We start from the raw sequence: 11,312 nt of genomic DNA on the forward strand, positions 1-11,312 counted from the left end.
AACGAGCAGAACGCCCCACAACTGTCGGTGCCTTATGCCACACTCGGTCGCCGTACGGCTACTGACGTGAACAGGGGAGGTTCGCGTGACGAACCCTGAGCAGCTCTTCTCGAGCTTCGAAGCCAAGATGGCCGAAGCTCAGCAGAAGGCCGACCGGATGCGGGCCGAGATGGCGACCGTCTCGGTCGCCGAGCGCAGCAAGGACGGCCAGATCGCGGTCAAGGTCAACCACCTGGGCAACCTCGTCGGCCTCGAAATCGGCCACACCGTCCGCGACAAGTCCAACCTGGCCGACGATATCCTCAGGACCGTCCAGGCGGCGCAGAGCAAGCTCGCCGCTGCGGTCGAGGCCGGAGTCCCCTCGATGGCGGGGACCGAGACGATGACCGAACTGGTCGGCCAACTGGAGCGCGAGTACCCCGAGCCCCCCTCGCAGGGCTTCGTCGAGGGCGGTTTCGAAGCCCCCGATGAGGGAGCCCGTTTCGTCGCCGACGAAGAGCCGCCGAAACCGCCCGCGCCGAAGCCGCCACCCCGCGCGGCCCGCCCACCGGCGGAAGACGGCGCGGACGACGACTACTTCGGCGATGGCGACTACTTGCGCTGAGCATCGGACAGGGGAGGGAAAGATGGCCGGCCAGACCGGGCCCGGGTTCGACGAGAACCCGGACGCGATAGACGAGCACGCCAAACAGATGGAAGCGACCTTCGACGTTCTCAAGCAGGCATTGGCCCTCTCTCATGACGAGCCGGCCGGCCCGGACGCGTTCGGCCTGATCGGGCAGCTGTGCCAGCTCAGCACCTGGTGCGGTCACCTGTCCGGGCAGGCGACGGACACGCTCCAAGCCGCGGTCGACGGTGCCGGGTACCACGTGGAAGCCGTCCGCAGCTGGGCGAAGCAGCGCCGAGTGGACGAAGCGTCGGCGTCGGCACTCGTGAACCGGGCGGGAGGCGGCAATGGCTGACAGTCCGCTCATGGAGGAAGCCAAGAAGGAAACGGATTCCGAGAAGTACGGGCTCGACAGTTTCCTTGAAGGGGCCGGCGCACTCCAGGACTACTACGGAGGCTTCGAGAAGATCCTCCACGGTGACTGGACCGAGGGACTGTTCAGTCTCGGGAACGCCGGGCTCGGCATGATGGACCTCCTCAAGGAGGCGAATCCGTTCGAGACGCTGCTGAGCTGGGGTTTCGGCTGGGTGATCGAGCACGTCGACTTCCTGAAGGAGCCACTGGACTGGGTCACGGGTGACCAGGACGCCCTCGATCTCGAGGGCAAGAAGTGGGAGACCATCGGCAAGCACGTCCAGAAGACCGCCGAAGAACTGACCGCCGAGGTGCGGAAGAACTGCCTCCAGTGGCAGGGCAAGGTGGCCGACCAGTACCGCGTGTACGTCCAGAAGCAGCTGGACGCGTATGCGGCCTTGTCGGACTCCGCGACGAAAGTCGCCGAGGTCATCGGGATCTGCAAGACGATCCTGGACGTCGTCCGGACGCTGATCCGCGACTTGATCACAGACACTCTTTCCAAGATCGTCTTCATCTTGCTGCGGTACCCACCGCCTGCGTACCCGGCGGCAATGGCCGGTGAAGGAGTGCCCTTCGCGGTCAAGCAGGGCGGCAAGATGGTCCAGGAGTGCAGCAGGCTGGCCCGTGCTTTCGCCCGCGCGAAGGAATTCCTCAGCGCTCTCGGTGATTTCTTCCGGCGCGTCGTCTCCGCGGTCGGAACCGCCGGCAAGGAGATGTTCAAGGGTTTCGCCAAGGCCGCGGCTCAGGAGACAGGCATGAAGGCCTTCGAGCAGCTGGCGACCGGGCCCGGCCAATCCGCGGGAGAACAGCAGCACGACCGCGACGAGACGTCGATCGTGCCGGAAGACCACTCGACGAACTACCCGGTCGACAAGGTGCCGCGGTCCGGCCCGGTGACCGCGGACGACGGGCAGCCGTTCTCCGGGCAGCCAGGCGCCCAGCGGATTTCCGGCTCGATCGAGTGACCGCGATCGTCGCGAGACAGCCTTCGCGCGTCTGGCGGTGGACGAAGATCGCGGTCCGGGGACTGCTGGCCTGGACGTTGCTGGCCATCTTCGGTATCGGCGGCCTGACCCTGGTCAGGTTGATCGACGCGCCGGTCAGCAGTACCGAACGTTCCGTCGAAGGCGGTGACGTGGTTGCCCACGCCGCCGACTTTCCGGGAGCGTGCCATCGGTACGGACCGTTGTCCTATCGCGGCGCGGGCTACTACTGGGAGTGCTACGGCGGCATCGTCCGGCCCGACGGCACCGGGACGACGGACAAGTTCGGCCCGGACGAACTGACTCCGGCCGACGACCTCGCCCACCCCGTCGGGGCCTTCAAGGACCACAAGATCTGGCGGCGCGCTGTCGACCACCCGTACGGCTTCCTGGGCGCACTGGGCGCGATCGTCATCGGGGCCGCGGGTGCCGTCGCCACGAAGCTCGGCTGGCTCCGCGTCCTCAGCTGGTTTGCGTTCCTGCCTGATCCGCACGTGCGTCCACCAGACGGGCCGGGAGTGCCGGTCCGGGTGCGGGTCCCCGTGGTCGCCGACGCCGCGAGCCGACGGGCGGCCGGCCCGGGTGCTGTCGTTGTCATGGTCGGCGGGCTCGCGATGATCGCGGCTTCCGTGACGATGTCCGTCGCGATGCGCGGGCTGGGTGACGTCGGCGGCTTCGGTCGTTTCTTCGCGTATGTGTTCGCGCCGATCGGCTTGGTCGTGCTCGCCTTGGTGCCCTACGCCCATCGGCGGCTCGTGTCGCCGGAGGTCACCGAGGTCATCATCGCCGAAGACGGCATCTGGCAACCCGTCGACGAGCACATGCCGCTGGTCATTCCCTGGACGGTCGTCGACCGGCTCGTCCTCGACGAATACGTGCTCGGCAGCCAGGTCGCCTGCCACCTGACGTTGTCCGGTGGCGGCCGTGAGTTCCGTCTCCTGTCCGGCTTCCGCACCCGGTCGCCCTACGGCTTCTTGCTGTCACCTGTGCTGCCCTCGGACGAAGCGCGACGACTGGCCGAGGCGTTCGAGCGGTACCGGCCCGGCCGCGTCCGGTGGCCCGCGCGTGAGGTTCGCCGGGGCGGGTTCGGGATCGTGCGCGTCGTCAAACGCACGATCATCCGCTGGAAGGCACGGCGGTGAAGCCCGAAAACCGGGTCCGCGTCGAACTTCCGCTTTACGACCCGCCCGAGACGGTTCGTGCCTTCGCCGGCTACGTGACGCTCCTCGGGCCGGTGGTGATCGGGCTGGCCGGGTTGCTCCTCTGGCGCCGGAGCCACGATCCGGTCGCTTGGTGGGTCGCCTCGGCCCTCGCACTGGTCGGACTCACCCTGTGCTTTTCGAGACCACTCCTCGCGGCGCGGATTCGCCGGGACGGCGGATTGGGAACGGTCACGGCGCACTTCGGATCGGATGGGTTCGGGCAGGCGCTGACGGACGGCCGGCTGCTCGTCCTGCCGTGGGACGAGGTTCGTGAGGTCGTGTTCGACGAAGGGCAGCCGGGCGAACGGGTTTTCGTTTCGGTCGCGCTGATCGACGACGCGTCCGTGCAGCACCTGGCGGATGCCTTCCACCGCAAGTCGAAGTATGGACACGTCCTCTCGGCTGTCCTGCCGCAAGCGGGAGCCGAGAAGGCGGCGGCCGCGATCGACGCTGTCCGGCCGGGTCTGGTGCGCTGGCCGGACCGGGAGATCCGGCGTGGCGGCTTGGGCGTCGTCCGGCCGGTCAAGCGGCTGATCCTGCGGTGGGGAGCGCGCGCGAAGTCCGAGACCGCGACAGCCGTGCACGCCGGCCACGCGACAGCCGGCCGGGCGTTCTTCCTGTGGACCGCCTGGGTGGTCGTCATCCTCGACTTCGGAGCGCCGGTGTTCTTCGACATCCCGCCGGGGATCCCGCTGCCGGTCGCCATCGTGGTGTGGGTGTCCCTGTACCTGACGCGCTACCGGGGCGAAGACGGCGAATTCGTGCTGACAGCCGACTCGCTCACCTGGCGTCTCCGAGGTGGCCGGCCGGTCGTCATCGAGCGCGCGGACCTCGCTCGGCTGGTTGTCTCGCCCGCGGGCGCACGAGCTACTCGTCGATATGTCGCTCTGCACGCGATCTCGATCGGCGGTGACGAACAGCTGGTGGTGGCCAAGATGTCGCCGGGCGCGGCCGCACTCCTCGTGCGCGAGACGGGGGCGCCGCCGACGCCGATCACTCGGGGGGCTACGTGATCGGCGCCGGCGACATGATGCCCTGTCCGGCTCTGCCGGTCGGGGCAACGTCACCGCGTCTTGCGTGGTGACGCACCTGGAGAGCGGGACCGGTCCGCGTAGTGACGTCCGGGGGAATGACATCCCCCGATCGAGTGACGCGCATCCGCTGCTCGCATGATTGTCGCACTCAACGCCGGATAAGTTACAAAAACCTTCACTTTCCTCTCCGGCACCCTTCCCGACCTGGTCGGACGGCTTTCGTGGCACAGTGCGGGGATGAACTCCGACGTCCTCGTTGTGGGATCCGCCAATGCCGACCTCGTCGTCGCGGTGGACCGGCGGCCGGCAGGTGGCGAGACGGTGCTGGGCGGCGACACCGTGCTTTCGCCGGGCGGCAAGGGTGCCAACACGGCGGTCGCGGCGGGCCGGCTCGGGGCGGACGTCGCGCTCCTCGGTGCCGTCGGGGACGATCCCTACGGGCGGCTGCTGCTCGATTCGCTGCGGGCCGCGGGGGTCGACACCGGACTGGTCCGGACCAGTGACCGGCCGACCGGCATCGCCTACATCACCGTCACCCCGGACGGCGAGAACGCCATCCTCGTCTCCCCCGGCGCGAACTCGAGTCTCGAACCCGCCGACGTCGAGGCCGTCTTCGACGGGGTCGAGGTCATGGTGGCCTCGCTCGAAGTGCCGCTGCCGACCGTCGAGCACGCTGTCGCGCGGGCCGCCGAAAAGGGCGTCAAGGTGCTGCTGAACCTTTCGCCGGCGGCGACGCTGTCCGCGGGGACGCTGGCCAAGCTCGACGTCCTGCTCGTCAACGAGCACGAAGCCGCCTGGCTCACCGGGCCCGGAGCGGACTTCCGGAAGCTCCTGGACCTGGGCCCGCGAGCCGCCGTCGTCACGCTCGGGGCGGCGGGTGCGGTCGTCGTGGAGAAGGACACCACGACCGAAGTGGAGTCGCCGGCGGTCGAAGCTGTCGACACCACCGGCGCCGGGGACGCCTTCGCGGGCGCGCTCGCGGCGTCGCTGGCCGACGGCGCCGACCTCGTCTCCGCGGCGAAGCGCGCGGTGCGCGTCGCGGCCTTCAGCGTGACGCGACGTGGTGCGCAGCCGTCCTACCCGACCGCCCCCGACCTGGGGGAATGATCACCCGGCGGCCCGTGTTGCACCTCACATGGGCGATTCGTTCGGTTCGGCCTGGTGGCGCGGCTACGCCGCTCAGCTGAGGGCGATCGCGGAGGCGCGGCGGCCCGACGACCTCGCGATCATGCCCCTCGACGAGACCCTGAAGGCGCTCGGCAAGCAGACCGAGGTCGACGAAGGCGTCTACGACGTGCCGCTGGAAGGCGTGGTCGGCACCGTCGCCCGCGCCGGCGACTTCGACCGCGAGTTCCGGCCGCGCAACCGAGCGTTGCGCGACCGCTGGGACCACCTGACGCGGACGTCGGCCGACCTCCCGCCGGTGCGGCTCGTGCGGCTGTCCGACATGTTCTTCGTCGAGGACGGTCACCACCGCGTCGCCATCGCGCGCGCCCGCGGCGCCCGGACCATCCGCGCGCGGGTCCGCTGGATCAGCACGGTCGCGTGCGCGCTGCGCTGCCTGACGCTTGCGGACCTGCCGTCGAAGTCCGCCGAGCGGATGTTCCTGGAGCGCGTGCCGCTGCCCGACGACGTCCGCCTCGGTCTCTGGCTCGACGACCCGGCCGACTGGTTCCGGCTCGCCGACAGCGCGGAGGCCTGGGGATTCCGCCGTATGCTGGCCGGACGGCCGGTGTCCAGCCGCGACGAACTGGCCGAAGCCTGGTGGCACGAGGAGGTCCGGCCGGTGCTCGAACAGGTACGCCAACGCGGCTTGTGCCCGCCACCACGAGATATCCAGACCTATCTGAGCTATGGTCTAGACCATGTCTGAGCTTGATGCCGCCTCCGCTGAAGGACGCACGTCGCCGGAGTCTTTGTCCGGGGTCGCCGTCAGCCCCGGCCGCGCGAGTGGTCCCGTAGTCCGCGTCGCGGAGCCGCTTGGCGAGCCCGCCGCCACCCCGGCCCCGGCCGACCCCGCCGCCGAAGCCGCCCGGATCGCGCCCGCGGCGGCGATCGTCGCCGGCCGGCTGGAGAAGCAGGCCGAGACCGCGACCGGCGAAGCCGCGACGATCCTGATCACCACCGCCGCGATGGCGGCCGACCCGGCGCTCGCTTCGCAGGCGGAACAGCTGGTCAAGACGCAGGGGCTGCCCGCCGCGCGAGCCGTCCACCAGGCCGCCGAAGGCTTCGCCGAAGCGCTGGCCGCCGCGGGCGGGTACATGGCCGAGCGCGTCCGCGACGTGCGCGACGTGCGTGACCGGCTGGTCGCCGAGCTGCTCGGCATCGCGCCGCCGGGGGTGCCCGAGCTGGCGTCGCCGAGCGTGCTCGTCGCGCGCGACCTCGCGCCGGCCGACACCGCGGGCCTCGACCCGGCGAAGGTGCTCGCCCTGGTCACCGAAGAAGGCGGCCCGACCAGCCACACCGCGATCTTGGCGCGGGCGCTGGGCATCCCGGCCGTCGTCGCGGTGCGCGGCCTGCTCGCTTTGGACGCCGACGCGCTCGCCGTCGACGGTGACGCGGGCACGGTCGAGGTGGCCGACCCGTCGGCGCCGGTCGTCACGGCGACGGTCGCGCAGCTGGCCGAGTGGAACGGCACGGGCGCGACGTCCGACGGCCACCGCGTGAAGGTCTACGGCAACGTCGGCTCCCCGGCCGACGCGCAGGCCGCGGCGGACGCGGGCGCCGAGGGAGTCGGCCTGTTCCGCACCGAGTTCTGCTACCTGGACGCCTCGGACGAACCGTCGGTGGCCGAGCAGCGCGCGGCCTACACGGCGGTTCTCTCGCCGTTCCGCGGCAAGCCGGTGATCGTGCGGACCCTGGACGCGGGCGCCGACAAGCCGCTGGCCTTCCTCTCCCCGGACGTCGAGCCGAACCCGGCGCTCGGCGTCCGCGGGCTGCGCGTGGCGTTCGACCGGCCCGAGGTGCTGGACCGCCAGCTCGAAGCCATCGCGGGTGCGGCGGAGGACTCCGGCGCCGCGGTCTCGGTGATGGCCCCGATGGTCGCGACGGTCGAGGAAGCCGCCTGGTTCGCCGACCGCGTCCGCGCGGCGGGCATCGCCCGGGCGGGCGTGATGATCGAGATCCCGGCGGCGGCGCTGAGCGCCCACGAAATCCTCGAAGCGGTGGACTTCGTCTCGGTGGGCACGAACGACCTGGCGCAGTACACGTTCGCGGCGGACCGCCAGCTCGGCGCCGTGGCGAAGCTCAACGACCCCTGGCAGCCGGGGCTCCTGCGCCTGCTGAAGCTCATCGGCGACGCGGCCAAGGCCACCGGCAAACCGGCGGGCGTCTGCGGCGAAGCGGCGGCGGACCCGCGGCTGGCGCTGGTCCTGGCGGGCTTGGGCCTGACGAGCCTGTCGATGAACGCCCCGGCGATCCGCACGGTGGGCGCGAGCCTGGCTTCGGCGACGCTCGCCGAGTGCGAGGGGCTGGCGGAGGCGGCGTTGGCAACGTCGGACCCGGCGGCGGCGCGCGCGGCAGCTCGCCCCTGAAGCCCGCTACCGCGGGCCTCGCCCCCCGAGTTTCAGTCTATGGGTCGTCACCGACAGTGCCGATCCGTGCGAACCTGATCTTGCGGAGTTGTCCACATTGACCGAGGGGTGTGGACAACCCCGTCGTGCAGCCGTGAAGGCCGCCTCCCAACCGGGGCGGCCTTCACGGCTTTCCCGACAAAGTTCCGACCGGCTGTCGATTCCGGGCCGGCCCGCTCGACGAAGTGGTGAAAGCACCACCGAGCCGAGAGGGAGCAGCCATGACCATCACCGCCGAAGCGCCGGTCGGAGCACCGGCCGAGACCGTGAGGGCCGGGCGCCGGGAGTGGATCGGCCTGGCCGTGCTGGCCCTGCCCACCCTGCTCGTCTCGCTCGACGTCTTCGTCCTCGTTCTCGCGCTGCCGAACATCGCGGCCAGCCTCCACGCCGATGGCACCTCACAACTGTGGATCATGGACACCTACGGCTTCATGGTCGCCGGGTTCATGGTCACCATGGGGACCCTCGGCGACCGGATCGGACGGCGGAAGCTGCTGCTCATCGGGGCCGCCGCCTTCGGGGTCGCCTCCGTCATCGCCGCCTTCTCCACCAGCGCCGGCATGCTCATCGCCGCGCGGGCCGTACTCGGGATCGCCGGGGCGACGCTCGCTCCGTCGACGCTTTCGCTCATCGGGACCCTCTTCAAGAACCCGCAGCAACGCGCTCAGGCCATCGGGATCTGGGCCGGCTGCTTCACCGTCGGCGCCATCATCGGCCCGATGGTCGGCGGTGTCCTGCTCGAACACTTCTGGTGGGGCTCGGTCTTCCTGCTCGGCGTTCCCGCCATGGTCCTGCTGCTCGTCATCGGCCCGAAGCTGCTGCCCGAATACCGCGACGAGCAAGCCGGCCGCCTCGACCTGCCCAGCGTCGCCCTCTCGCTCGGCGCGATCCTGCCCGCCGTCTACGGCGTCAAGGAGCTCGCCCGTGACGGCGTCCACCCGGTCCCGGCCGCGGCGTTGATCGCCGGCCTGGCCGTCGGGTACGTCTTCGTGAAGCGGCAGCGCGTCCTGCGAGACCCGCTGGTCGACTTCAGCCTCTTCGCCGCGAAGGCCTTCCGCACCACGCTCGGCGGGATGCTCCTGTTCAGCATGCTCGGCGGCACCACGATGCTGTTCGTCGCGCAGTTCCTCCAGGTCGCGCAGCACCTCTCGCCGGTCGGTGCCGCGCTCGGGCTGCTGCCCGGGATGGCCGCCTCGACCGTCAGCTTCCTCGCCGCGCCCGCCTTGGCCCGCCGGGTGAAGGCGAACGTCCTGATCGCCGGCGGGGTGGCCCTCGCCGCGGCCGGCATGGTCATCCTCGCCCTCGTCGACCCCGCGGCCGGGCCGGTGTGGCCCGCGCTCGGGTTCGCCGTGACGTCGCTGGGCGTCGGGCCGATGGTCGCGCTCGGCACGGACTTCGTCGTCGGCTCGGTGCCGCAGCGCAAGGCGGGTTCCGCCGCGTCGCTGGCGCAGACGGTCAACGAGTTCGGCTACGCCTTCGGCATCGCGACCGTCGGGACCCTGGGCAACGCCGTCGCCGGTGCGCACGGTCTCCCCAGCGGGCTGCACGTCGTCGCCGGGCTCGCCGCCGCCGCGTTCGCCGTCCTCGTCTGGTTCGTCGCGAAGAACCTCCGGGCCGCCTGAAAAGCACGAAGGCCTCCCCACCCGATGCCTGGGTGGGGAGGCCTTCTTGACGCCGGGGGCAGAGGGGCCCCGGCTAGCCGAACAACCCGCGCCGCGGGTGCCGGATGACCAGCGAACCGCCGTGGACCCGGCCGCTCAGCACGAAGCGCGGGTTCCCCATGTGCCCGTTGCTGCGCGTCTTGTCCTCCAGCGAGCCGAACTTGACGTCGGTGATCGAGTTGACGTCGACCGCCGCGTGCTCCGGGATGATCACCTCGACCGAACCCCACTTGGCGTCCAGCTCGATGTGCACCACCGGCGACTGCACCTGCGCCTCCGTGAAGTCGAGCTTCGTCGAGCCGTACTTGTTCCGCACGACCATCTCGGGCGGCACCACCCACGGTCCGCTGCGGACCAGCGACGAGTACTTGGCGTTGAGCTCGAAGCGCCGTCCGGATGTGTAGCCGCCGTAGCCCACCGGAGGCGCGTACGCCGGCGCGTCGGCGGTCGCGGCCGCCGGGTGGTAGAGCCCGGCGAGGTCGGCCAGCACGGCGTTCAGCTCGCCGCGGGTCCGGGACGCCAGCGCGCGGTCGGTGCGTTCGGTGAACTCGTCGAGGTCGATCATCCCGCGGCCGATCGCCTTCTGCAGCACCCCGACGACGTGCTCGCGCTCGTCGTCGGAGACCCGGAGATCGCGCTCGCCCAACGGCTTGGTCTCGGTCATCGGTTCCGCCGCGGTGGTCTCTTCCTCGCCCATGTCCATGATGGTAGAACCGGAATTCACCAGGGAGATCGGGGGAAAACCCTGAACGGACCCGTATTCCGCGGTGCCGCCTACTGCGCGGCGCTGGTCCTGCTGTCCGGGTGCACCGGCGAAGAGACGCCGCCGCCGCCGCCGAGCACGAGCGTCACGAGTACGCCGTCACCGATCGCCCCGCCGACCCTGCCGGAAGGGCTCACCGGGGCGCCGGTGACCGGCGGGATCGGGGTGGCGGTGCTGCTGCCCACCACCGGTCCCACCCTGTTCGACGCCGACGGCGGACCCGTGGCCACGCCGCCCGGTTACCCCGCGGCCGACCTGGGGCTGAGCGTGCTCCGGGTCGGGCACCACGCCGTCCTGACGGTCTATCCGCCCTACACGCACAGCACCGAACCCTTCGGGATCCTCGTCTACACCGGCCCCGCCAGCCCGCCGCGTTCCCTCGGCCGCGCCTGGTCGGTGGCCCCCGCCGCCGACGGCGAGAGCGTGTGGCTGATCCGCCAGGACGCACCGGACAGCTGCCGGCTGCAGCGCGTGTCGCTCTCGGGTGGCGAGTTCGGCCGCGGCCAGTCCGCCAGCTGCCGCACGCAGGTCCGGGCCGGCACCCCGCACGGTCTGCTGATCACCATCAACTCCGGCGCCGCCGAGTCGACGGACGCGCTGATCGACCCGGAAACCGGCCGCACGGTCCAGCAGGCGCCGCGCATCCTCGGCGTCGCGGGCGACCGGATGCTCCTCGACGGCCTGACCGACCTCACCCTCGTCGACCTGCGGGACAACAGCCGCAAGCGGCTCAGCCGGCCGGCGCTCGGGAGAACGCCCACCGTGGTGCCCTCCCGCGACGGCGGCATCTGGGCCGTCGACTTCGCGAACCCCGCCTACCGGGGCACCAGCACGCAGACCCGCGACCTCTGGCTGCTGCGCCTGGACGGGCCGGACTGGGAGCACGTCGCGGCGATGCCGTTCATCACCGAGCACCTCAAGCGCGGCGGTGGCTTCGACTGGTCCGAGAAGGGTGACCTCGTGCTGGCCGACGGCGTCGTCGCCGCCTGGCACCCGGGCGAACCGGCGTGGCGGCTGGGCAAGGCGGCGCTGCCGGCGGGCGACTGGTCGGGCTTCGCGGTGCTCCCCTGAGG

At 71.0% G+C, this 11,312-nt stretch carries 12 protein-coding genes; 10 read left to right on the plus strand and 2 right to left on the minus strand.

The window, feature by feature from the left end:
- The first annotated feature begins 85 nt into the window (after positions 1–85).
- From AB0C38_RS02375 to AB0C38_RS02415, 9 genes are all read left to right on the plus strand, one after another.
- The gene (locus AB0C38_RS02375; RefSeq protein ID WP_360665217.1) at positions 86–604 is read left to right on the plus strand and encodes a YbaB/EbfC family nucleoid-associated protein; all 519 of its coding nucleotides are present in this window, start codon (positions 86–88) and stop codon (positions 602–604) included.
- Positions 605–626: 22 nt separating this feature from the next.
- A complete protein-coding gene (locus tag AB0C38_RS02380; RefSeq protein WP_360665220.1) occupies positions 627–962 on the plus strand; it encodes a hypothetical protein in 336 nt (111 codons plus the stop codon).
- Positions 955–1,989 (plus strand): hypothetical protein, encoded by a 1,035-nt coding sequence (locus AB0C38_RS02385; protein ID WP_360665223.1) that lies wholly within the window; start codon positions 955–957, stop codon positions 1,987–1,989. Before AB0C38_RS02380 ends, AB0C38_RS02385 begins: the two co-directional genes overlap by 8 nt.
- Positions 1,986–3,149, plus strand: a complete 1,164-nt coding sequence (locus tag AB0C38_RS02390) for a DUF6346 domain-containing protein (protein WP_360665226.1) — start codon at positions 1,986–1,988, stop codon at positions 3,147–3,149. Before AB0C38_RS02385 ends, AB0C38_RS02390 begins: the two co-directional genes overlap by 4 nt.
- Positions 3,146–4,222: a hypothetical protein gene (locus tag AB0C38_RS02395; RefSeq protein ID WP_360665229.1), complete on the plus strand. Its 1,077-nt coding sequence runs from the start codon at positions 3,146–3,148 to the stop codon at positions 4,220–4,222. The genes AB0C38_RS02390 and AB0C38_RS02395 overlap by 4 nt, the downstream gene beginning before the upstream one ends.
- Positions 4,223–4,480: 258 nt before the next feature.
- Entirely contained in the window at positions 4,481–5,350 is an 870-nt protein-coding gene (locus tag AB0C38_RS02400) for a ribokinase (RefSeq protein WP_360665232.1), read from the plus strand.
- A 28-nt stretch (positions 5,351–5,378) separates the two neighbouring features.
- Complete coding sequence (locus tag AB0C38_RS02405; protein ID WP_360665235.1) at positions 5,379–6,116, plus strand: hypothetical protein; 738 nt, start codon at positions 5,379–5,381, stop codon at positions 6,114–6,116.
- Positions 6,109–7,776 (plus strand): phosphoenolpyruvate--protein phosphotransferase, encoded by a 1,668-nt coding sequence (gene ptsP, locus AB0C38_RS02410; RefSeq protein ID WP_360665238.1) that lies wholly within the window; start codon positions 6,109–6,111, stop codon positions 7,774–7,776. Before AB0C38_RS02405 ends, ptsP begins: the two co-directional genes overlap by 8 nt.
- 260 nt (positions 7,777–8,036) lie before the next feature.
- Positions 8,037–9,437, plus strand: coding sequence for an MFS transporter (locus tag AB0C38_RS02415; protein ID WP_360665241.1), 1,401 nt, complete (start codon positions 8,037–8,039; stop codon positions 9,435–9,437).
- A 73-nt stretch (positions 9,438–9,510) separates the two neighbouring features.
- On the opposite strand, the gene AB0C38_RS02420 is transcribed toward AB0C38_RS02415, so the two are convergent.
- Together AB0C38_RS02420 and AB0C38_RS02425 are read right to left on the minus strand one after the other, a co-directional pair.
- On the minus strand, positions 9,511–10,173 hold the full coding sequence (locus tag AB0C38_RS02420) for a DUF1707 domain-containing protein (protein ID WP_360665244.1): 663 nt from the start codon (positions 10,171–10,173) through the stop codon (positions 9,511–9,513).
- Positions 10,174–10,250: 77 nt separating this feature from the next.
- Positions 10,251–10,424 (minus strand): hypothetical protein, encoded by a 174-nt coding sequence (locus tag AB0C38_RS02425; protein ID WP_360665246.1) that lies wholly within the window; start codon positions 10,422–10,424, stop codon positions 10,251–10,253.
- On the opposite strand from AB0C38_RS02425, the gene AB0C38_RS02430 reads away from it, so the two are divergent.
- Positions 10,411–11,310 (plus strand): hypothetical protein, encoded by a 900-nt coding sequence (locus tag AB0C38_RS02430; RefSeq protein WP_360665249.1) that lies wholly within the window; start codon positions 10,411–10,413, stop codon positions 11,308–11,310. The two genes, AB0C38_RS02425 and AB0C38_RS02430, sit on opposite strands and share 14 nt — an antisense overlap.
- Positions 11,311–11,312 lie beyond the last annotated feature (2 nt).

The organism is Amycolatopsis sp. NPDC048633 (genome assembly GCF_040650695.1).
GTDB lineage: Bacteria > Actinomycetota > Actinomycetes > Mycobacteriales > Pseudonocardiaceae > Amycolatopsis.

Coding starts and splice junctions, on each gene's coding strand:
- AB0C38_RS02380 (WP_360665220.1), top strand. CDS start 627: ATGGCCGGCCAGACCGGGCCCGGGTTCGACGAGAACCCGGACGCGATA.
- AB0C38_RS02385 (WP_360665223.1), top strand. CDS start 955: ATGGCTGACAGTCCGCTCATGGAGGAAGCCAAGAAGGAAACGGATTCC.
- AB0C38_RS02400 (WP_360665232.1), top strand. CDS start 4,481: ATGAACTCCGACGTCCTCGTTGTGGGATCCGCCAATGCCGACCTCGTC.
- AB0C38_RS02405 (WP_360665235.1), top strand. CDS start 5,379: ATGGGCGATTCGTTCGGTTCGGCCTGGTGGCGCGGCTACGCCGCTCAG.
- ptsP (WP_360665238.1), top strand. CDS start 6,109: ATGTCTGAGCTTGATGCCGCCTCCGCTGAAGGACGCACGTCGCCGGAG.
- AB0C38_RS02415 (WP_360665241.1), top strand. CDS start 8,037: ATGACCATCACCGCCGAAGCGCCGGTCGGAGCACCGGCCGAGACCGTG.
- AB0C38_RS02420 (WP_360665244.1), bottom strand. CDS start 10,173: ATGGGCGAGGAAGAGACCACCGCGGCGGAACCGATGACCGAGACCAAG.